Genomic DNA, 21,978 nt, shown 5'->3' with positions numbered 1-21,978 from the left:
CAGGACGCCGGACGGTGCGGTGGTGCTCCCGGTCACGCCTCGCTGCTGCGCGACCAGAGGTTGACGCCCGACTCCAGGGCGAAGGTGTCGATCTGCGCGAGCTCGTCCGCGGTGAGGGCCGGGGCGCCCACCGCGCCCACGTTGGCCTCCAGCTGGGCGACGCTGCTCGCGCCGATCAGCGCCGAGGTGATCCGCGGGTCGCGCAGCACCCAGCTCAGTGCGAGCTGGGCCAGCGACTGCCCGCGGCTCGCGGCGATGTCGTTCAGGCCGCGCAGCCGGCGGACGACCTCGTCGGTGATCAGCGTCGGGTCGAGCGACTTGCCCTGGGCGGCGCGCGAGCCCTCGGGGATCCCGTTGAGGTACTTGTCCGTCAGCAGGCCCTGGGCCAGGGGGACGAAGGGGATGCAGCCCATGCCCTCGTCGTCCAGGACGTCGAGCAGGCCCTCGTCCTCGACCCAGCGGTTGATCATGGAGTAGGAGGGCTGGTGGATCAGGGCCGGCACGCCCATCTCGCGCAGCAGGCGGGCCGCCTCGCGGGTGCGCTGCGGGCCGTACGAGGAGATGCCGACGTACAGCGCCTTGCCCTGCCGGACGGCGGACGCCAGGGCGCCCATCGTCTCCTCCAGCGGGGTCTCGGGGTCGTAGCGGTGCGAGTAGAAGATGTCGACGTAGTCCAGGCCCATGCGGCCCAGGGACTGGTCGAGTGAGGACAGCAGGTACTTGCGGCTGCCCCATTCGCCGTACGGGCCGGGCCACATGTCGTAGCCGGCCTTGGTCGAGACGACCAGTTCGTCGCGGTAGGGGCGGAAGTCCTGGGCGAAGATCGTGCCGAAGTTGGACTCGGCCGAACCGTAGGGCGGGCCGTAGTTGTTGGCCAGGTCGAAGTGCGTGACGCCGAGGTCGAACGCGCGGCGCAGGATGGCGCGCTGGGAGTCGAGGGTGCGGTCGTCGCCGAAGTTGTGCCAGAGGCCGAGCGAGATCGCCGGGAGCTTCAGGCCGCTGCGGCCCGTCCGGCGGTACTCCATGGCGTCGTAGCGCTCGTCGGCGGCGCGGTAGAGAGTGCGAATATCCACGGAAGTCGTCCTATCACGAGGGCGCCCGGCGGCCCGCGCACCCGGTTCGGCGCCCCGCGGGGAGGCGCGTTAGTGTTGCCGCGGGGGGACGACCGCAGGAGGGGCCCGGCAATGAATTTGCGCGACCTGGTACGCCTCAGGTTGACCGACCTGTATGCCCACCGGGTGGAGCGGCGGCTGGATCCGGCCCAGAGCCCCAAGCACATCGGGGTGATCCTGGACGGCAACCGCCGCTGGGCCAAGGCCGCGGCGCGCACGACCGAGCAGGGCCACCGGGCCGGCGCGGACAAGATCACCGAAATGCTGGGCTGGTCCGAGGAGACCGGCGTCGAGGTCGTGACGCTGTGGATGCTGTCCACCGACAATCTCGACCGCCCGGCGGAGGAGCTCGTCCCGCTGCTCGGCATCATCGAGGACGCGGTGCGCGGCCTCGCGGCGAGCGGCCGCTGGCGCGTCCACCACGTCGGGGCGAAGGACCTCCTGCCGTCGCGGACGCAGTCCGTCCTCAAGGAGGCCGAGCAGGCCACCGAGGGCGTCGAGGGCATACTCGTGAACGTCGCCGTGGGATACGGCGGCCGGCAGGAGATCGCGGACGCGGTCCGCTCCCTGCTCCACGAGCACGCCGGACGCGGCACCTCCATCGAGGACCTCGCGGAGATCCTCGACATCGACCACATCGCGGAGCACCTCTACACCCGCGGCCAGCCCGACCCCGACCTCGTCATCCGGACCTCCGGCGAGCAGCGGCTGTCGGGCTTCATGCTGTGGCAGAGCGCCCACTCGGAGTACTACTTCTGCGAGGTCTTCTGGCCCGCGTTCCGCAAGGTCGACTTCCTGCGGGCGCTGCGCGACTACACCGCCCGCCACCGCCGCTACGGGACCTGACGGCGCCGGCCCCCGGGGCCGGGTTTTCGCGCCGTGAAACGACACGCCGGGGCGGAGCACCCGTTCGGAGGACTGCCGCGGTGCCTCGCGGGCCCTCCGTGAAGGCGTCCTCGCCGCCCTCCGTACGCCGGACCTGCCGCGCGGCCGCGTGACGCGGCCGCCCGTGACCGCTTCTCGCGGTGTCCGCCGGCAGGAACCGCCTGCGCACCCCTCGCGGGGCCTGGCCGCAGGTCGCAGGGGTGTACGAGCGCCCGCGATGAGAGATACGCCACACCGGGGCAGGGCCGAATGCCGTGACGGACGTGGCCGGATTGCGCTGCGGGGGCCGGTGGGAAAACGGCCGGAGAAGCAGCGGAGACGCGCGGGCTTGGGCCAACGGCTGTCATATGCAGTCGCATAGGCCTCCACTTTCGAGGGAATAGATCCGTCAGACCGACATCCGGCCCATGGATGTCGGACAGCAGCGGACGGCACCTGGCCGTCCGCCCGGGAGGCCCTTTGCTCACGGACGTGCCGCTCTCAGCACTTGACTCGGACGGCACTGACCGCGTCGACTCGAAGGGCCGTGGTTCGGCCCTGGTGGTCGCTCCCGGCCCTGTCCCGCGCGACGCCGTCGCACCCCGACCTCTTCCGAGGGGGTTCGTCCACACGTGGTGACCAGCAAGAATCGCCGTGAGCACGACCGGCGCACATACGTACTCGACACCAGCGTGCTGCTTGCCGACCCGCATGCCCTCCTCCGCTTCGACGAGCACGAGGTGGTACTCCCGGTCGTGGTGGTGACCGAGTTGGAGGCCAAGCGCCACCACCCGGAGCTCGGCTACTTCGCCCGCCAGGCGTTGCGGCTGCTCGACGAGTACCGGGTCCGGTACGGGCGGCTGGACGCGCCCATCCCGATCGGCGAGCTGGGCGGCACCCTGCGCGTCGAGCTGAACCATTCGGACCCGGGCGTGCTGCCGGCCGGCTTCCGGCTCGGCGACAACGACTCGCGCATCCTGGCGGTGGCCCGCAACCTGCAGGCCGAGGGCTACGACGTGACCGTCGTGTCCAAGGACCTGCCGCTGCGGGTCAAGGCGTCCTCCGTCGGCCTGCTGGCCGAGGAGTACCGGGCCGAGCTGGCGATCACCTCGGGCTGGACCGGTATGGAGGAGGTGGTGGTCCCCGCCGAGCAGGTGGACGAGCTCTTCCAGAGCGAGATCGTCGACCTGCCCGAGGCGGACGGGCTCCCGGTGCACACGGGTCTGGTCCTGCAGTCCGAGCGCGGCAAGGCGCTCGGCCGGGTCACGGCCGACGGGCGGGTGCGGCTGGTGCGCGGCGACCGGGAGGCGTTCGGCATCCACGGGCGCAGCGCCGAGCAGCGGATCGCGCTCGACCTGCTGCTCGACCCGGACGTCGGCATCGTGTCGATGGGCGGCCGGGCCGGCACCGGCAAGTCGGCGCTCGCGCTGTGCGCGGGCCTCGAGGCGGTGCTGGAGCGTCAGCAGCACCAGAAGGTGATGGTCTTCCGGCCGCTGTACGCCGTGGGCGGGCAGGAGCTCGGTTACCTGCCGGGCAGCGAGGCCGAGAAGATGAGCCCCTGGGCCCAGGCGGTCTTCGACACCCTGGGCGCGGTGACGTCCAAGGAGGTCATCGAGGAGGTCGTGGCGCGCGGCATGCTGGAGGTCCTGCCGCTGACCCACATCCGGGGGCGTTCGCTGCACGACGCCTTCGTGATCGTGGACGAGGCGCAGTCCCTGGAGCGCAATGTCCTTTTGACCGTTCTGTCGCGTATCGGGCAGAACTCCCGGGTTGTTCTCACTCATGACGTCGCCCAGCGCGACAACTTGAGGGTGGGTCGGTACGACGGCGTGGTGGCCGTCGTGGAGAAGCTGAAGGGGCACCCGCTCTTCGCCCACATCACGCTGACCCGATCCGAGCGCTCGCCGATCGCCGCGCTCGTCACCGAGATGCTGGAGGACGGGCGGACGTGACGCGATGACGGGACGAGCCCGACAGGGGCCCGCCGTCAGGGCAGTTGAGCAGTACCGCTAGGCTGCTGCGCCGCAAGGGCGCAGCAGCCTAGCGGCGTCCGCGGCCACTACCGGGGGGTACGAGAAAATTCCGTGGCCCACGTGCCGTGTGAGGTTTGACACCCGGCAGGGAATTGCGTTGACGAGTGCGGCTAGGGCAGGCTGTCGGTTCTGTCAGGCCCTGCCCATGGCACACCCGTACCTATAAGCGTACGGAACCTCAGAATTGAACAGCGTTCGCCGTGGGCCGCCCGAGCTGAATCAGCGGAATCCCGCCTCGAGGGGGGAGACCACCGGGCCAGTAGCTTCTGTGACCGGTGCATGAAGAAGCCAGTGCGAAGGGCACGATCGCGTCCGTGAGGTCACCAAGCGGGCGACGCTGGAAGGAAACCGTGTGAGCCGGATCTCGGTCCGGGGATTCGCGGTGGCTTCGGCCACTGCGGTCACCACCGTGGGCGCTGTCGTCGGTGTCGCCTCCGGTAGCGAGCAGCCGGGCCTGCAGCCCGTCGCCGCCACCGACGCGACGACCGTTCTCGCGGACATCCCCGCGGGGCAGCAGGTTCAGCAGGCGTCGCTGACGCAGCAGGTGCAGGCACAGACGGACGCCGCCGACGCCACCGCGCGCAAGGCCGCGGAGGAGTCCGCCCGCAAGCAGGCCGCCAAGGACGCCGCCGCCCGCAAGCAGGCCGAGAAGAAGGCCGAGGAGAAGCGGAAGCAGGAAGCCGCCTCCCGTGCCGCGGAGCGCGCCGCCCTCGTTGTGAAGGCCTCGTACACCACCGCCGAGGTCCGGGCGATGGCGCAGGGGATCATAGGCGACGCCACCCAGTACCAGTGCTTCTCCAACATCGTCTCGCACGAGAGCGGCTGGGACTACACCGCGACGAACTCCTCCTCGGGGGCGTACGGGCTCGTGCAGGCCCTGCCCGGCTCCAAGATGGCCTCCGCGGGTGCCGACTGGCGCACCAACCCGGGCACCCAGATCAAGTGGGGCCTCAACTACATGAACAGCCGCTACGGCAGCCCCTGCGGCGCCTGGTCGTTCTGGCAGAACAACAGCTGGTACTAGGCAATACGCCTGAATCATCCGGTACCGCCACAAAGCACCGCCGAGCCCCTGACCCCCTCTGTGGGTTCAGGGGCTCAGTGCGCGTACGGTGGTGCGGTCGGAAAGACCGCGGGGGGCGGGGGACAGGGGTACAAGGATGTCGGAGAAGCGCCAGTGGGGCGCCGGTCTGGCCGCCGAACTGGCCAGGCTGGCCGGCCGGCTGGAGGAACAGCGCCGTGCCGCGGCCGAGAAGGCGCGCGCGGAGGCGCGCGCCGAGACCCGCCGCCAGGAGGAACAGGCCGCCGCCGCACGCCGGTACGTGCCCCGCGGTGCCGGCCCCGGGAACCCGGTCTCCCAGGTCCCGTGGAGCATGCGGGTCGCCGCCGAGGTCGGCTGGCGGCTGCTGGTGCTGGCCGGCACCGTCTGGGTGTTGATGCGCGTGATCGGCACGATCCAGCTGGTGGTGCTGGCCTTCGTGGCGGCGCTGCTGATCACCGCGCTGCTGCAGCCCTTCGTGGGCCGGCTGAAGCGGCTGGGCGTGCCGCGCGGCGTGGCCACCGCCATCGTCTTCATCGGCGGCTTCGTGATCATGGGCCTGGTGGGCTGGTTCGTGGTCTGGCAGGTCATGGAGAACGTCGACAACCTCTCCAGCAGCCTCCAGGACGGCATCAACGAGCTGAAGCGGTGGCTGCTCAACAGCCCGTTCCATGTGACCGAGGACCAGATCAACCAGATCGCGGTGAACCTCCAGGACGCGATCGGCACCAACTCCAAGGCCCTCACCGACGCCGGGCTCCAGGGCGTCACCGTCGTCGTGGAACTGCTCACCGGCATCCTGCTGGCGATGTTCAGCACGCTCTTCCTGCTCTACGACGGCCGCAACATCTGGAACTGGTGCCTGAAGCTCTTCCCCGTCGCCGCCCGCGACGGACTGGGCGGGGCCGGACCGCGGGCCTGGCGCACGCTCACCCTCTATGTGCGCGGCACCGTGATCGTGGCACTGATCGACGCCATATTCATCGGTATCGGCATCTACTTCCTCCGGGTGCCGATGGCGGTGCCGCTCGCCGTCATCATCTTCCTGGCCGCGTTCGTGCCGCTGGTGGGCGCGGTGGCCTCGGGCACGATCGCGATGGTCGTCGCGCTGGTGACACAGGGGCCGTTCACCGCGCTGATGGTGCTGGTCGTCGTGCTGGCGGTGCAGCAGATCGAGGGCCACATCCTCCAGCCGTTCATCCTCGGCCGGGCCGTGCGGGTGCACCCGCTGGGCGTGATCCTCTCCGTCGCCGCCGGATCGCTGATCGCGGGCATCGGCGGCGCGGTGGTCGCCGTACCGCTGGTCGCGGTCACCAACACCGTCGTGGTCTACCTGCGGGCCAACTCCCGGCAGGCGGCGCTGCGGGCGGCCGAGTCCGAGGCCGGTCCGCAGGACCCCGCCCCGGCCGGGACCGTCCCCGCGCCGGCGCCCGGACTCCCCGGCCCCGCCCCCGAACAGGGCGCCTGAGCCGCCCGCGGGCCCGGCCCCCTCGGGGGAGGCCGGGCCCGCCGGGCGTCACTCCGTACGCAGTCCGTCCGGGCGCATCATGCGCCACAGCGGCGGCAGGCTGAGCAGGGTCACCAGCAGGACGACCCCGGCGGCGATGCCGCTCATCGCGGCGACGCTGCCCCAGGCGAAGTGCAGCGGCTCGCCGACCATCTTCAGCAGGGCCGCGCCGAGCCCGGCGCCGCCGACGACGGCCAGAGCGAGACCGAGCGCGACCGGGAGCGCGGTCTGCCAGAGCACGGACAGCCCGAGCACCGAGCGCCGGGTGCCGAAGGCGACCAGGACCGCCAGCAGCTTCCTGCGCTCGCGCAGCTGCTCCAGCATCGAGACGAGCAGGCTCGCGCCGATCAGGGCCAGCGTGGCCGCGGCGCCGACGAGCAGGCCGCGCCGGATGGTGGCGAACTTCTTGTCCTCGTTCGTCCCCTGGAGCTGGTAGATGTCGGCCAGCGGGTCCAGGCGCACCGTGGTGTTGCGGGCCTGCTCGAACGCGTCCGGCGCGTGCGGGTCCGTCCGGAGCATGACCTTGACGTCCGGGCTCTGCAGCAGGGCCACGTCCAGGGCCCGAGGAGTGGCCAGCACGCCCCACTCCTGGGCGCCGTCCGGGGAGACGCGTGAGGTCACCCGGTGGGCGCCGGCCGGCACGGTCCACAGCTGCGGCGTCCCGGTGTAGTGGTCCCCCTGCGGCATGTTGAGGTCGATCGCGTGACCCGGCCGCGCAACCGCGTTGATGTCGCCGTAGCCGTACGGGTCGCCGGCGAGGAACACGTCGCCGTCCGCGCAGCCGCCGCTGGTGTTCACCAGTTCGCCGAGCGTGGCGCAGTCGGCCACCAGGACCGGCACCGACGGCAGGTCGGTCGTGGATTTCTTGGTGGAGGTGTCCGCCGGCACGGCGTACGAGGAGACCACCCCGAGTGCGTCCCGCACCCCCGGGGTGGCGGCGTACGCCCGCTCGACCCGCTCGGCCTCGGCTCCGGTCCGCACCCCCGTGGAGGCGACCAGTTGGGCCCGGTGCGGGTCCTTGCCGCTGTCGGTGACGAACTCCCCGTGCACTCCGGTGAACAGGGTCTGCAGGGCGATCGCCCCGGCAACGGCGGCCGTCACGCCGCTGACCATGCGGGCCGAGGCGCCGCTGTTGAGCTGGATCCGGCGGGTGGCCAACTGCCAGGGCACCGGACCGCCGCGGAACCGGCCGACGACCCACTCGACCACCCAGGGCAGCAGGGCGGTGAGGCCCACCAGGAGCAGGACCGTGCCGGCGGCCACCTGGTACGAGTTCACGCCGTTTTCGTTGCTGACCGCGCCGAAGAGCGGGGCCAGCAGTGCGGCACCGGCCAGCGGGATCAGCAGCCGCCACCACAGCCGGCGGCGCCGCGCCGTGGCGTGGCGCACGACACCGAGCGGCTCGACGGCGATGCCGCGCATGGCCAGCAGCGTCACCGCGACCGCGGCCGCCGGCACCGCCAGTCCCACCAGCAGGGCCAGGCCCGGGCCGGGGCTGATGTCGGAGGGGTAGACGCTGATGTCGTACAGCGTCACGTCGGCCGCGAACTGCCGGGTGCCCAGGAACAGCCCGGTGCCGACGGCCAGTCCGAGCAGTGAGCCGAACAACGCCTCGCCCGCCGCGACCCGCCGGGTCATCCGGCTGTCGGCGCCCACCAGCCGCAGCGCGGCCAGCCGGCGGTCGCGGCGCTCGCCGCCGAAGCGGACGGCGCTGCCGATGAAGACCGCCACCGGCAGCAGCAGCACCACGAAGATGATGACCACCAGCAGGGACAGGATCCCGCCGAGTGGTTCCGAAGTGATCGAGCCGCGCCCGAAGTACGGGATGCGGGTGGCGTTGCCCGTGCCGATGTCGTCGCCGGTGCCCCGGGCGACGAGCTTGTCGCTGCCCGCGTAGTAGGCCAGTTCGGCCGGCCCGACCAGGCCCTTGTCGCCGATGGTGCCGGTGATCCGGTAGTCCAGGCGCTCGCGCAGCAGGGCGCTGCCGGGCTTGTCGAGCAGCCGCTTCAGGGCGGGGGAGACCACCATCTCACCGGGTGCCGGCATCGCCTTGACACCGGGCGGCAGGACCGGGCGGTCGCCGTCGGCCTTCAGGAGCAGGCCGCGGATGTCGTCGTCGCGGAAGGTGGTGTTCGCCTCGGCGTACAGCACGGTGCTCGCGCTGACCTTGGGCGGGTCGTTGAACCAGGAGTAGTCCCGGTCGTAGCCGCGGTCGTCGCGGGCGCCCAGCATCGCCGGGACGGAGGCGGCCACCAGCAGCAGCGCCACACCGAGGCCGACGCCGACCGCGGTCAGTACGGTGCGGGTCCAGCCCTCGCGCCCGCCGGTGGTGGCGAAGCGGAAGCCCAGCCCCACATCGCGGACCCAGCCGGACAGGAGGCCGCCCCGCGCTTCGGTTCCGGAACTCATGCCACGCGCTCCATGTCCCGTGACGTGCCGTCCCGTACGACGACCTCGCGGTCGGAGTAGGCGGCGACCCGTGCCTCGTGGGTGACCAGGACGACGGCCGCACTGGTGTCCCGGGCGGCGTCGGTCAGCAGGCGCATCACGCGCTCGCCGTTGAGGGAGTCCAGGGCGCCGGTCGGCTCGTCGGCGAAGACCACCCGGGGCCCGGTGACCAGCGCACGGGCCACCGCGACCCGCTGGCCCTGGCCGCCGGAGATCTCGCCGGGCCGCTTGCGGCCCAGGTCGTCGACCTCCAGCCGGGCCATCCACTCCGTGGCGCGGGCCTCGGCCTCCTTGCGCTTGACGCCGTTCAGCCGCAGCGGCAGTGCCACGTTCTCCACGCAGGTCAGCTCGGGCACGAGCTGGCCGAACTGGAAGACGAAGCCGAACTCGCCGCGGCGCAGCGCGCTGCGCTCGGCGTCGCTCATCGCGGTCAGGTCCCGTCCCCGGTACAGGACCTGGCCGGAGTCCGGCCGCACGATGCCGGCCAGGCAGTGCAGCAGCGTCGACTTGCCGGAGCCGGACGGCCCCATGACGGCGACGACCTCGCCCGCGCGTATGCCGAAGGCGGCGCCGTCCAGCGCCGGGGTCGGGCCGTACGCCTTGTGCAGGTCGACGGCCTCCAGCAGCAGGTCCGTGGTGGTCATGCGGTTACCTCCGCCGCGAGTCGGTCCAGTCGTGCCGTGGTGAGTTCCAGCCACCGCAGGTCCGCCTCGAGGTGGAACAGCGCGTGGTCGCAGACCAGCTGGTCGGCGAGGTCGCCCTCGCGCTTGCGCGCGGTCAGCTCCCGCATCAGGCGCAGGTGCTCGGAGCGCTGGGTGTCCAGCAGGTCGGCGGCGCTGCGGCCGGTCAGCAGCGCGAGGACGACCTTGGTGTACAGGGTGCTCTGCAGGTAGGGCTCGGGCTTCTCGGGCTCCGCGAGCCACGTGCCGACGTCGGTGATGCCGGCGTCGGTGATCGCGTACCGCTTGCGCTCCGGGCCGCCGCCGGGCTCGATGCCCTCGACCTCGACGAGCCCGTTCTTCAGCAGCCGCGCCATGGTCGAGTAGACCTGGCCGTAGTGCAACGGGCGGTCGTGGCCGAACTTTTCGTCGAAGGCCCGCTTCAGGTCGTACCCGTGGCGGGGGCCGGACTCCAGGAGCCCGAGCAGGGTGTGGCCGATGCTCATGCGGAGGACTCTACATGAGGGGTATACCTGCAGTGTATAGATCTTGTGCATAGTGACGAGGGTGTGACACAGCCCCCGCTGAGCAGGCCCTGTGCCCAGCAGCGGACACGATGCAGCCCCGGAGCACGGACGGACATCACGTGCGCCGGGGCTGCGATCAGGAGGAGGTCACAAGCCGTTGACGTTGGCGGCGATGCGGTCGCCGACCTCCTTGTCGATGTTGCGCCAGTACTGGACCGCGCGCTCCAGGACGGGGGCGCTGACCCCGTTCTTCAGGTGCCCGGAGACATTGGAGACCAGCCGGTCGCGCTGGGCATCGTCCAGGACCTTCCGGACCATCGTCCCGGCCTGGCCGAAGTCGTCGTCCTCGCGGTGCAGCTTGTAGGGCTCGTGCACCATGTTGCCCGCGACCTCCCAGCCGGCCGGCTCGCCGAAGCGCTCGATGTCGGCCTCGGGCCCGCCGAAGGAGTTCGGCGCGTACGGTGCCGCCGTGCGCGACGGCTCGTACCGCATCGGGCCGTCCTTGGCGTACGAGCGCACCTCGGTGTGCGGACGGTTCGGCGGCAGCTGCGCGTAGTTGGGGCCGATCCGGTAGCGGTGGGTGTCCGCGTACGAGAACAGCCGGCCGAGGAGCATCTTGTCCGGCGAGGGGCCGATGCCGGGCACCATGTTGCTGGGCTCGAAGGCGGCCTGCTCGATGTGGATGAAGTAGTCCTCGGGGTTCTTGTTGAGCGTCATCCGGCCGACCTCGATCAGCGGGTAGTCGCCGTGCGGCCACACCTTGGTCAGGTCGAACGGGTTGAACCGGTAGTCCGCCGCGTCGTCGAACGGCATGATCTGCATGTACAGCGTCCACGAGGGGTGATCGCCGCGCTCGATGGCCTGGTACAGGTCACGGCGGTGCAGGTCGCCGTCGGCGCCCGCGTAGTGGTCGGCCTCCTCCTGCGTGAGGAAGTCGATGCCCTGGTCGGTCTTGAAGTGGTACTTGACCCAGAACCGCTCGCCGCCGCCGTTGACCCACATGTAGGTGTGGGAGCTGTAGCCGTTCATGTGGCGGTACGACTTGGGCACGCCGCGGTCGCCCATCAGCCAGGTGACCTGGTGCGCCGACTCCGGGGACAGCGTCCAGAAGTCCCACTGCATGTTGTTGTCGCGCAGTGAGCTGTCGCGGCGGCGCTTCTGGCTGCGGATGAAGTCCTGGAACTTCATCGAGTCGCGCACGAAGAAGACCGGCGTGTTGTTGCCGACCAGGTCGTAGTTGCCGTACTCGGTGTAGAACTTCAGCGCGAAGCCGCGCGGGTCGCGCCAGGTGTCCGGGCTGCCCATCTCGCCGGCCACCGTCGAGAAGCGGGCCAGCATCTCCGTCCGCCGTCCCGGCTGGAAGAGATCGGCCTTGGTGAACTGACTGACGTCGTTCGTCACCTCGAAGACGCCGTACGCGCCCGAACCCTTGGCGTGCACCACACGCTCCGGAACCCGCTCGCGGTTGAACTGCGCCATCTTCTCGATCAGGTAGTGGTCCTGGAGGAGGATGGGGCCGTCCGAGCCCACCGTGAGCGAATGGGCATCGCTCTCCACCGGAATTCCGGCGTTGTTGGTGGTGTAGGGGGTGCTCATGTGAATGTGTCCTCCCGTCGATCTTCGGAAGAGTCCGTCGGGGGCTCCTGGTCGCTCACGACCACACAAACACTGAAACACCGGCTCGGCACGCCGGGCAATGCCTTCCGGCAGCAGATCTGGACAAAGTCCAGAAATGCACCCGGTACGGACACGGAGCGTCTAGCGCTGGACACCGCCCGGAATGCCCATTTCGAACCAGACCACCTTGCCGGCGCTCAGCCGGGTCGCTCCCCAGCGCTGGGCCATCCGGTTGACCAGGTACAACCCGCGGCCGCCCTCGTCCTGCGGCTGGGCATGGCGCATCCGCGGCAGCGTGGGGGCGTCGTCGCCCACCTCGCAGCGCAGCACGTCCGTGCGGAGCAGCCGCAGGGTGATGGGCCGTTCGGCGTACCGCACCGCGTTGGTGACCACCTCGCTGACCAGCAGCTCGGTCGCCTCCGCCAGCGGCTCCAGGCCCCAGCGGTTCAGCGCCTGGCGCACCAGCCGCCGGGCCCGGCCCGCGGTCTGGGCGCGCGGCTCGAGGAACCAGTACGCCACGTCGCGCGGCGCGATGCCGTCGAAGCGGGCGGCGAGCAGCGCGATGTCGTCGTCCCGGTCGCCCGGGCCCACGATCTCCAGCACCTCGTCGCACAGCGGCTCCAGCGGCGGCGGGCACATCACCGCGGAGGCGGTGTGCAGCCGCTCGCGCAGCATCTCGATACCGCCCCACACGTCCCGCGCCCGCGACTCCACCAGACCGTCCGTGTAGAGCAGCAGCGTCGCGCCCGCCGGGGCGGGCAGCTCGACCGCCTCGAACGGCACGCCGCCCACGCCGATCGGCGCGCCCGGCGGTACGCGCAACACCTCGGCCAGCCCGTCCGCGTGCAGCAGCACCGGCGGGGGGTGGCCCGCGTTGGCGATGGTCACCCGGTGCGCGATCGGGTCGTAGACCGCGTAGATGCAGGTGGCCATCCGGTCCTGGCCGAGCCGCTGGGCCTGCTCGTCGAGGTGGTAGAGGACCTCCTGCGGCGACAGGTCCAGCCCGGCCAGGGTCTGCACGGTCGTCCGCAGCTGCCCCATGATCGCCGCCGAGGTCATGGAGTGGCCCATGACGTCGCCGACGACCAGTGCCACCCGGCTGCCGGGCAGCGGGATCGCGTCGTACCAGTCGCCGCCCACCCGGGCGGACTCGGCGGCCGGCAGATAGCGGCTGGCGAGGCGCACCCCGGTGGGCTCCGGCAGGGAGTCCGGCAGCATCTCGCGCTGCAGGGAGTCGGCGATCGACGCCTCGCGGTCGTAGAGCACCGCCTTGTCCACGCCGAGTGCGGTGTGGGTGGCCAGTTGAGCGGCGACCAGCAGGTCGTCGGGGTCGAAGGCGGCCCGCTCGGGACGGCGCAGCAGCACGGTCGCGCCGATCACCCGGCGGCGGCCGCGCAGCGGGGCCAGGATGGCCCGCCGGCCGGTCGGGAGGTCTAACGTGTCGCCGGACCCCGCGTCCGGGCAGCCGCCCACCAGCTCCAGCAGCGCGGCCGAGGCCTGCGGACTGTCGGAGAAGACCGGGCGCACCCCGCGCAGCACCTCCGCCAGCGGCCCGTCCATCGCCACGTCCACGACCTCGGCGGCCGCGCCGTACTGGCCCTCGGTGGACGGTACCACCGGCATCAGCAGGCCCTCGACGGGCTGCTCGGTGTCGTCCGGCACGCGGTCGGTGCGGCGCAGCCGCAGCAGGAGCGGGCCCGAGGGACGCTCGTCGCCGACCGGCAGCGGGTCGCGCAGGTAGACCAGGATCGCGTCGGCGAAGGCCGGCACCGTCGAGCGGCACAGGCCCAGCACGATCTCGTCCAGGTCCAGGCCGCGGGCGATACGGCGGGTGGCCGCGCCGACGTAGCGCAGCCGCTCGGCCTCGGCCTGCCCGGCCCGGCCGCGGTTCTGCGGGCCGACCTTCTTCAGCGGGCGCCCGGCGGTGGACTCCTCGTCGACCGGGTGGCCGCCGGGGCCGCCGTTGCGGCCGCCCGAGCGCGCGGCGGGCACACCGGCGTCCGGCATCCGCGCACGGGTGCGCGGCTCACCGCTCTCGGGCTGCGCGGGACCGGAGGCCCCGGGCGTGCCCGGGGCGCTTCCGGCGGCGGAGGTACGGCGGCCGGGCTCGACCGGGGCGGCCATGGCGGTGGCCGCCCGCAGGTCGTGCGTGGAGGGCCCGTCCCACGGCGGGCCCGCGGAGTCGTCGCCGGGGGTACCGGGCGGACGCAGATGCGCCGGCTGCCGGGCGTGGGCGGGGTCCGCGGCGCCGGCCGTCACACGCGGGACGCCGCCGGCGGTCTCGCCCGCCGCCACCCGGGCGGCCTGACGGTCCCTCACCTCGGCGGCTCTGCGGTCGGGCCGGGTGCCGCGGGCGCCGCGGCGGCCGGTCCGGCCGGCCTTGACGGGCGCGCCGGTCTCGCCGGCCGGCTGCCGCTGGGCGGGAGGCAGGGGTTGCAGGGACGGCGTGCCAGGGTCGCTCCCGGCCGTGCCGGCGGCCCGCTTGGCCGCGCCCGCGCCACCGCCGCGCCGGGGGCGCCGGGGACGGCGGGAGGACGGTCCGGCCGGAGTGGAGGAGGGGACAGGGGCCTGGTTCTGTGCGGGTTGAGCCGCGCCGGGCGCGGCCGTGCCGGCCTCGCCGGCCACCGCGGCGGCCGGGGGCAGCCGGAATCCGGTCCGCGGATCGGGGACCGGCTCGGGGTCGCCCGGACGTGCCGGGCCGGCCGCTGTCGCCTGGGCGGCGGCCTGCTCAGAAATGCGCTCCGTGCTCACGCTGGTCGTTCCATCCGGTCGGGTGCGTCACGTGCGGGACACGTGGCGGGGCGGCCGCGTCAGGCGGGTCGGCGGCAGTGCAGGAAGAGTTGCTCCTCCGGCGGCACTTCTGTGGTGTGCGGCGCGTAGGCGTACGACTCCTCCCTCAGGACCTCGAATCCTGCGTCGGTCACCACCTGGCGCAAATCATCCCGTAGATAACCCGATACCCGGATGGTGTTACCAAGGAACGGAATCGGGAAGTCATCCACATCGGCTTCTACCATCGAAAGAGTGAACAGCCCACCGGGGGCGAGTAGATCGCGCACGGCCCGCACGACCAGCGGAATCTCGGCGCGGGAGAGCATCAGCAGCGAGAAGAAGGCGGTGACGGCGTCGAAGCGCCCCAGATCCTGCCGGCCGCGCGCGGCGAAGAGGCCGCCGGGCCGCACGTCGGCGATGTCGCCCTGGTGGAACTCGGCCGCCGGCACGTACTGGCGGGCCAGCGACAGCATCACCGGGGACAGGTCGATTCCGGTCACCTCGTGCCCGGCGTCGGAGAGCTGACGGCAGGTCGGCACCCCGGTGCCGCACCCCAGGTCCAGCACGCGGGAACCGGCCGGCAGCCGCTCCAGCAGCCATGCCCCGGCCGCGACCTGTCCCTCCTTGTGCGGGAAGGCCTCGTCGTAGCGGTCGCCGATGGCGTCGAAGGCCTCCGCCTGCCCGGTGCGGTCCAGCTGTATGTGCTCGTAGCCGCCGACTCCCACAGCCTGGGCCTCCCGTGATGACCTGCGTGACGTAGCGTCAAACTCTAGTGTGAGCCTGTGATTTGTGCAGCACTATGGGGCACGATCTTACGATTGGGACTGGGGGGCCCGGCAAGACTCACGCGGTCACCTTGCCGGACGGTCCCAGTCAACCGGAAGAGCCGGTACCGGCCACGCCGGATTCGGACGCCAGTGCTGCCAGCCCTCGTCGAAGGGGTGGCCCCAGTCCCGGATGACACCCACCGCGCGGCGCCCGGCCTCGCGCACCCGCTCCGCCGTCGCGGCCGGCATCAGCCCGGCGGCCTGCGCCTGCTCGAACTCGTCCTCGTCCCGCCAGTGCCAGGCGCGGTCCGGGCCGACATGGATGTCCAGGAAGTGGTCCTCGGAGTCCACACCGCCCGGCCAGCGGAGGAGCGGTTCCTCCAGGTTCACGTACCAGTTCTTGAAGACCCAGCCCCGCTCCCAGAACAGCCACACCGACCAGGGCTCCCCGGGACGGGCCAGCTTCAGCACCCCGCTGCCCCACCAGCGGTCGACGCTCGTCGTGCGCGGCTTGAGGTAGCGGGTCTCCAGCGGCTCCTGGTGGATCGGCGTGCCGTCGGCGAGGACCGGCCTCACGCACTCGGTGCCCGGCGCCATCCACACGGCCAGCAGCTCCGCGTCGTCGCGGACCACCGTCACCGGACGGCAGATGTGCACCCGGTCCGTCGCGTTGCCGCGATAGCGCCACAGCACCTGGTCGCCCGGCGACCAGTGGTCCTGACCGCCGCCCTGCCCCGTACCCGGATGAAGAAGGATGTCCGCCGTCATGACGTGATCTTACGGACGACGGGTCACGGCAGCGTCTCTCTTGCGCCGATCCTGCGTCACGGGCCCGTACGGCACCCCGTGGCGGCGGACGTCCGGTGTCACGGGCGGGTCATGCGCAGCACGTCCAGAGCCTCGTCCAGCTGCTCCAGGGTGAGCAGGCCCCGCTCGACGTACCCGGAGTCCAGCACCACCTGACGGATCGTGCGGCGCTCGGCCAGCGCGCGCTTGGCGACCTTGGCGGCCTCCTCGTAGCCGATGTACCGGTTGAGCGGCGTGACCACGGAGGGCGAGGACTCGGCGTACTCGCGGGCGCGCTCGACGTTCGCCGTGATGCCGTCGACCGTGCGGTCGGCGAGCAGCCGGGAGACATTGGCGAGCAGCCGCACCGACTCCAGGACGTTCTTCGCGATCACCGGGAGCATCACGTTGAGCTCGAAGTTCCCCGCCGCGCCCGCCGCGGCGATGGTCGCGTCGTTGCCGGTGACCTGGGCGGCCACCATCAGCACCGCCTCCGGGATGACCGGGTTGACCTTGCCCGGCATGATCGACGAGCCGGGCTGGAGGTCGGGCAGGGCGATCTCGGCGAGCCCGGTGCGCGGCCCGGAGGCCATCCAGCGCAGGTCGTTGGAGATCTTGGTGAGGCCGACCGCGATCGTGCGCAGCTGGCCGGAGGTCTCCACGATGCCGTCACGCGCGCCCTGCGCCTCGAAGTGGTCGCGCGCCTCGGTGAGCGGCAGTCCGGTGGCCCGCGCCACCTCCGCGATCACCGCCGCCGAGAAGCCGGCCGGGGTGTTGATCCCGGTGCCCACGGCCGTACCGCCGAGCGGCAGTTCCGCCAGCCGCGGCAGCGACGCGCGCAGCCGCTCCACGCCGTAGCGCACCTGGGCGGCGTAGCCGCCGAACTCCTGGCCCAGCGTGACCGGCGTCGCGTCCATCAGGTGCGTACGGCCGGACTTCACCACGTCCGCGAACTCGGCGGACTTGCGCTCCAGGGCCGCCGCCAGGTGCTCCAGGGCCGGGATCAGCTCGCCCGTGACCGCCGCGGTCGCGGCGATGTGGATGGAGGAGGGGAAGACGTCGTTGGAGGACTGGCTGGCGTTGACATGGTCGTTGGGGTGCACGTCGCGGCCGAGCCGCTCGCTCGCCAGGGTCGCGATGACCTCGTTGGTGTTCATGTTGGACGAGGTGCCCGAGCCGGTCTGGAACACGTCGATCGGGAAGTGCTCGTCCCAGCGCCCGGCGGCGACCTCCGCGGCCGCCTCCTGGACCGCCTCGGCGACGTCCTTGTCCAGCACGCCGAGCTCCGCGTTGACCTTCGCCGCGGCCGCCTTGATCCGGGCGAGCGCCGCGATGTGTGCCCGCTCCAGCCGCTGCCCGCTGATCGGGAAGTTCTCCACCGCCCGCTGCGTCTGGGCGCGCCACTTGGCGTGGGCGGGAACGCGCACCTCGCCCATGGAGTCGTGCTCGGTGCGGTAGTCGCGTTCGTCCCCTGCGTCCTGCTCGGGCATCGCCGGAATCCCTTCCATCGCGTACGTCGCCGGGTGTCCTGGTACCTCCCAGTAGACCCCCTCACCACGACAGCGGCACGACCCGTTTCATTCCCCCGGGGGTCCGGGGACGCGACGGCCCGGCACCGCCTGCGCGGTGCCGGGCCGTCCCGGCCGGCCCACGCCCCGGGGAGGCGCCTCGGGGCCGGTGGCCGGGTGGTCTCGGCGCGTCAGTCGATGCAGACCATGTCGACCTTGTTCGCGGAGCTGCCGAGGTTGGCCGGCTGGAAGTTGGCGTGCGAGACCGGGACGTCCCCCAGAGCGATCCAGGCGTTGCTGCCGTTCCAGTTGTAGAGGTGGACGGTGCCGCCGCCCTTGTTGACGATCGAGTCGATCCGGTCGTTGAGGCCGATGTCGCCCAGGTTGTGGCAGCCCCTGCTCGGAGCCGTCCAGATCTTGTGGGTGCCGTTGGCGCCGTCGTAGTAGCACGAGTAGCCCGGGTAGCAGTAGTCGGCCTGGCTGGCCGCCTGGCTCGGTGCGGCCACCGTGGCGCTGAGGACGGCCCCCGCGCTCAGGGCCAGGGCGAGCGAAATCCTCTTCATAGTGGGTCCCTTCGAAAAGCCGGACACGCCGCCGTCCGGTGTGCGCGGCGTGATCTTGCTCAAGGGACGTTAGTTGAATAGTGAACCACTTCTATAGAAGGTGAGCGCCGAACGGATCTTCGTGCGTGGCACGGCGACGCCCCCGCCGGTCGGGCCGGCGGGGGCGCGGGAGGTGCCGCGGGACCGGGATCAGGCGCCCGGACGCAGCGGGATGCTGGTGAAGGTGGGCGCCGGGGCGGGATCGGTGAAGAAGTCGTTGCCCTTGTCGTCGACGACGATGAAGGCCGGGAAGTCCTCGACCTCGATCTTCCAGACCGCCTCCATGCCGAGCTCGGCGTACTCCAGGACGTCGACCTTCTTGATGCAGTCCTGGGCCAGGCGCGCTGCCGGGCCGCCGATGGAGCCGAGGTAGAAGCCGCCGTGCGCGGCGCACGCGTCGGTGACCTTCTGGGAGCGGTTGCCCTTGGCGAGCATGACCTTGGACCCGCCCGCGGCCTGGAACTGCTCGACGTAGGAGTCCATACGGCCGGCGGTGGTCGGGCCGAACGAGCCGGAGGCGTAGCCCTGCGGGGTCTTGGCCGGGCCCGCGTAGTAGACCGGGTGGTCGCGCAGGTACTGCGGCATCTCCTCGCCCGCGTCCAGCCGCTCCTTGATCTTCGCGTGCGCGATGTCGCGGGCGACGACCAGCGGGCCGGTCAGCGACAGCCGGGTCTTGACCGGGTACTTCGACAGCTCCGCCAGGACCTCGTCCATCGGGCGGTTGAGGTCGACCCGTACGACGTCCTCGTCCGACAGGTGCTCGTCGGTGGTCTCCGGCAGGTACTTCGCCGGGTCGGTCTCCAACTGCTCCAGGAAGACGCCCTCGGCGGTGATCTTCGCGACGGCCTGGCGGTCGGCGGAACAGGAGACGGCGATGGCGACCGGCAGGGACGCGCCGTGCCGGGGCAGCCGCACCACGCGGACGTCGTGGCAGAAGTACTTGCCGCCGAACTGCGCGCCGATGCCGATTTTCTGCGTCAGCTCGAAGACCTTCTCCTCCAACTCCTTGTCCCGGAAGCCGTGGCCGGCCGGCGAGCCCTCGGCCGGCAGCTCGTCCAGGTAGTGCGCGGAGGCGTACTTGGCGGTCTTGAGCGCGAACTCGGCGGAGGTGCCGCCGACGACGATCGCCAGGTGGTACGGCGGGCAGGCCGCCGTGCCGAGTGAACGGATCTTCTCCTCCAGGAACTTCATCATGGAGGCCTCGTTCAGGACCGCCTTGGTCTCCTGGTAGAGGAAGGACTTGTTGGCCGAGCCGCCGCCCTTGGCCATGAACAGGAACTTGTAGGCGCCGCCGTCGGTCGCGTACAGCTCGATCTGCGCCGGCAGGTTGGAGCCGGTGTTCTTCTCCTCCCACATGGTCAGCGGGGCCATCTGGGAGTAGCGCAGGTTGAGCTTGGTGTAGGCGTCGAAGATGCCGTGCGACAGGGCCGCCTCGTCGCCGCCCGAGGTGAGCACGTTCTGGCCGCGCTTGCCCATGACGATCGCGGTGCCGGTGTCCTGGCACATCGGCAGCACGCCGGCCGCGGCGATGTTGGCGTTCTTCAGCAGGTCCAGGGCGACGAAGCGGTCGTTGGGGGACGCCTCGGGGTCGTCCAGGATGCGGCGCAGCTGGGCGAGGTGCGCGGGGCGCAGGTAGTGCGAGATGTCGTGCATGGCCTCGGCGGCGAGCGTGCGCAGCGCCTCCGGCTCCACCGTGAGGAACGTCCGGCCGTCGGCCTCGAAGGTGCTGACGCCCTCGGAGGTGATCAGTCGGTACGGAGTGGTGTCCTCACCGAGGGGGAGCAGGTCCGTGTAGGCAAACTCGGGCATAAGGGACATCCTCACTGGCGCTGCGTCATAGAAGCCCGACAAGCGTAGAACGAACGCGGGGTGCCGGGTGTGTGAGGTGACCCTCACCGGCCGGGGCGGGGGCCTAGTCGCGATCTATCGCGTTTGTGTACCGTAGTCGCGTGGATGAGTCCTCGCTCCGGAAGCGTGAGCAGCAGCCCTTGAGTCCCCCTGTCGCCGAAGCCGACATCCGCGCGTCCGACGCGGACCGCGACCGGGTGGCCGACATTCTTCGCGATGCCCTGGCGGAGGGGCGTCTGAGCACCCAGGAGCACTCGGAGCGGCTGGACGGCGTGTACGCGGCGAAGACCGTGGGCGAGCTGGAGCCCTTCGTGCGCGACCTGCCGGCCCCCGCGCGCGCGGCGGCCCCGGCACCCGCCCCGCACTGGGTGCCCGACCACACCGGGGAGAACCCCAACCTCGTCGGCATCCTCGGCGGCGCCGAGCGCAAGGGCCGCTGGCGCGTGGGCTCGAAGATCAACGCGGTCGCCATCCTGGGCGGCGTGGTGATCGACCTCACGGAGGCGACGTTCACCGCGCCCGAGGTCGTCATCAACTGCACCGCCATCATGGGCGGGATCGAGATCAGGGTGCCGGAGAACGTGACCCTGCGCGGCGGCGGCGTGGTCGGCATCATGGGCGGCTCCGACGTCAACGCGTACGAGGCACCCGACCCCGGCGCCCCGGTCATCAAGGTACAGGGCCTGGCCTTCTGGGGCGGCGTGGAGGCCAAGCCGCGGCGCGGCAAGCGGGTCAAGAAGAAGGACGCCCGCCCCGAGCTGGACTACTGACGACGCGTCACCCCGCGCCGGCCCCGGTCGCCGGCGCGCGGTGCGCGAGCGCACCCCAAGGCGCGTGGGAGCGGCGGCGGTTGCCCGTGCGGCGGCACACCGTCCGGGACGGGTGCGTACGCACGGGCGTGCGAGGTCCGGACACGGTGCGCATGAACGCGCGCACAGCGGGTAGGGCATGGGGACACGTCGCTCGCCGCCGTACCCCACGTCGGCAACCCCCGTGCCGACGCAGCGGGAAGGGCAGCGACGGGCAAGGGTGACACCAAGCCGAGCCGTCGTCAGGAGTATCCCGTGCTTCAACCGATCGAGCCCGCGGCAGCATCCAGTTCCTCCCTGAGTCACCCCCGGGACCTGGGCGGCCCATGGCATTCGGACGCCGCGTGCCACAGCGATGAGGCAGGTCTGTTCTTCGCGCCCTCCAAGGAGCCGACGGCGGCCCGGCTGTCGCGCGAGGAGGCCGCGAAGCGGGTCTGCGCCCGCTGCCCGGTCATGCTGGAGTGCCGGGAGCACGCGTTGATGCAGCCGGAGCCCTACGGCGTGTGGGGCGGTATGACCGCGGCCGAGCGCCGGGTCGTGCTCGCGCGCCGGCGCCGCCGCGAGGCGGAACTGCAGCGCCCCGCACCGCGGATCGCCGCCGCGGGCTAGCGACGGGGCCGTGCCCGGTTGAGGCTGGGCGGTGCACGTGTCCCGGCTATCGGCTTGTGCGTCGGCGCCGCCGTGGGGCGGAACTTCAGCGGCTCGCGCTGCGGATCGCCGCCGCGGGTTGGGGAGGGGGCCGTGCCCGGTTGCGGCTGGGTGGTGCACGTGTCCCGGCTAGCGGCTTGCGCCGCGGATTGCTGCCGAAGTTTGGGGCGGGGCTGCGCGCGGTTGCGGCTGGGTGGTGTACCTGCCTCGGCTAGCGGCCCGCGTGTCGGTGCCGCCGTGGGGCGGAATTTCAGCGGCTCGCGCCGCGGATCGCTGCCGCGGGTTGGGGAGGGGGCCGTGCCCGGTTGCGGCTGGGTGGTGCACGTGTCCCGGCTATCGGCTTGCGCCGCGGATTGCTGCCGAAGTTTGGGGCGGGGCTGCGCGCGGTTGCGGCTGGGTGGTGTACCTGCCTCGGCTAGCGGCCCGCGTGTC

General features: G+C 71.8%; 17 protein-coding genes. 6 read left to right on the top strand and 11 right to left on the bottom strand.

The window, feature by feature from the left end:
- Positions 1-32: 32 nt before the first annotated feature.
- Positions 33-1,073, bottom strand: coding sequence for an L-glyceraldehyde 3-phosphate reductase (mgrA, locus tag ABZ883_RS05115; RefSeq protein ID WP_360901729.1), 1,041 nt, complete (start codon positions 1,071-1,073; stop codon positions 33-35).
- Between the two features lie 111 nt (positions 1,074-1,184).
- Here mgrA and ABZ883_RS05110 point away from each other — a divergent pair, with 111 nt between their 5' ends.
- From ABZ883_RS05110 to ABZ883_RS05095, 4 genes are all read left to right on the top strand, one after another.
- Positions 1,185-1,958: an isoprenyl transferase gene (locus ABZ883_RS05110; RefSeq protein ID WP_360901726.1), complete on the top strand. Its 774-nt coding sequence runs from the start codon at positions 1,185-1,187 to the stop codon at positions 1,956-1,958.
- Between the two features lie 650 nt (positions 1,959-2,608).
- Entirely contained in the window at positions 2,609-3,928 is a 1,320-nt protein-coding gene (locus ABZ883_RS05105) for a PhoH family protein (protein WP_360901723.1), read from the top strand.
- Between the two features lie 433 nt (positions 3,929-4,361).
- Positions 4,362-5,033, top strand: a complete 672-nt coding sequence (locus tag ABZ883_RS05100; protein ID WP_360901720.1) for a transglycosylase SLT domain-containing protein — start codon at positions 4,362-4,364, stop codon at positions 5,031-5,033.
- Positions 5,034-5,169: 136 nt separating this feature from the next.
- Positions 5,170-6,516 carry an AI-2E family transporter gene (locus ABZ883_RS05095; protein WP_360901717.1) on the top strand — a complete coding sequence of 449 codons (1,347 nt, stop codon included), beginning with the start codon at positions 5,170-5,172 and terminating at the stop codon, positions 6,514-6,516.
- Positions 6,517-6,564: 48 nt separating this feature from the next.
- Here the strand turns inward: ABZ883_RS05095 and ABZ883_RS05090 are convergent, their stop codons facing one another.
- From ABZ883_RS05090 to ABZ883_RS05045, 10 genes are all read right to left on the bottom strand, one after another.
- Positions 6,565-8,964 (bottom strand): FtsX-like permease family protein, encoded by a 2,400-nt coding sequence (locus tag ABZ883_RS05090; protein WP_360901714.1) that lies wholly within the window; start codon positions 8,962-8,964, stop codon positions 6,565-6,567.
- Positions 8,961-9,647, bottom strand: coding sequence for an ABC transporter ATP-binding protein (locus ABZ883_RS05085; protein ID WP_360901711.1), 687 nt, complete (start codon positions 9,645-9,647; stop codon positions 8,961-8,963). Before ABZ883_RS05085 ends, ABZ883_RS05090 begins: the two co-directional genes overlap by 4 nt.
- Entirely contained in the window at positions 9,644-10,168 is a 525-nt protein-coding gene (locus tag ABZ883_RS05080) for a PadR family transcriptional regulator (RefSeq protein WP_360901708.1), read from the bottom strand. Before ABZ883_RS05080 ends, ABZ883_RS05085 begins: the two co-directional genes overlap by 4 nt.
- Before the next feature lie 168 nt (positions 10,169-10,336).
- A complete protein-coding gene (locus tag ABZ883_RS05075) occupies positions 10,337-11,785 on the bottom strand; it encodes a catalase (protein ID WP_360901705.1) in 1,449 nt (482 codons plus the stop codon).
- A 162-nt stretch (positions 11,786-11,947) separates the two neighbouring features.
- Positions 11,948-13,930, bottom strand: coding sequence for a SpoIIE family protein phosphatase (locus ABZ883_RS05070; protein WP_360902898.1), 1,983 nt, complete (start codon positions 13,928-13,930; stop codon positions 11,948-11,950).
- A 686-nt stretch (positions 13,931-14,616) separates the two neighbouring features.
- Entirely contained in the window at positions 14,617-15,303 is a 687-nt protein-coding gene (locus tag ABZ883_RS05065; protein ID WP_360901702.1) for a class I SAM-dependent methyltransferase, read from the bottom strand.
- A 126-nt stretch (positions 15,304-15,429) separates the two neighbouring features.
- Positions 15,430-16,113, bottom strand: coding sequence for a DUF402 domain-containing protein (locus ABZ883_RS05060; protein WP_360901699.1), 684 nt, complete (start codon positions 16,111-16,113; stop codon positions 15,430-15,432).
- A 98-nt stretch (positions 16,114-16,211) separates the two neighbouring features.
- Entirely contained in the window at positions 16,212-17,621 is a 1,410-nt protein-coding gene (locus tag ABZ883_RS05055) for a class II fumarate hydratase (RefSeq protein WP_360901696.1), read from the bottom strand.
- A 209-nt stretch (positions 17,622-17,830) separates the two neighbouring features.
- On the bottom strand, positions 17,831-18,202 hold the full coding sequence (locus tag ABZ883_RS05050; RefSeq protein ID WP_360901693.1) for a peptidase inhibitor family I36 protein: 372 nt from the start codon (positions 18,200-18,202) through the stop codon (positions 17,831-17,833).
- Positions 18,203-18,391: 189 nt separating this feature from the next.
- Entirely contained in the window at positions 18,392-20,050 is a 1,659-nt protein-coding gene (locus ABZ883_RS05045) for a fumarate hydratase (protein WP_360901690.1), read from the bottom strand.
- A 140-nt stretch (positions 20,051-20,190) separates the two neighbouring features.
- Here ABZ883_RS05045 and ABZ883_RS05040 point away from each other — a divergent pair, with 140 nt between their 5' ends.
- Both ABZ883_RS05040 and ABZ883_RS05035 read left to right on the top strand, forming a co-directional pair.
- Positions 20,191-20,859 (top strand): DUF1707 domain-containing protein, encoded by a 669-nt coding sequence (locus ABZ883_RS05040; protein WP_360901687.1) that lies wholly within the window; start codon positions 20,191-20,193, stop codon positions 20,857-20,859.
- A 306-nt stretch (positions 20,860-21,165) separates the two neighbouring features.
- Positions 21,166-21,507, top strand: a complete 342-nt coding sequence (locus ABZ883_RS05035) for a WhiB family transcriptional regulator (RefSeq protein ID WP_360902895.1) — start codon at positions 21,166-21,168, stop codon at positions 21,505-21,507.
- Positions 21,508-21,978 lie beyond the last annotated feature (471 nt).

Source organism: Streptomyces sp. NPDC046977 (assembly GCF_040644455.1).
GTDB lineage: Bacteria > Actinomycetota > Actinomycetes > Streptomycetales > Streptomycetaceae > Actinacidiphila.
The sequence above is the reverse complement of the archived record's forward strand: the minus strand, read 5'-3'. Positions and strand labels throughout refer to the sequence as shown.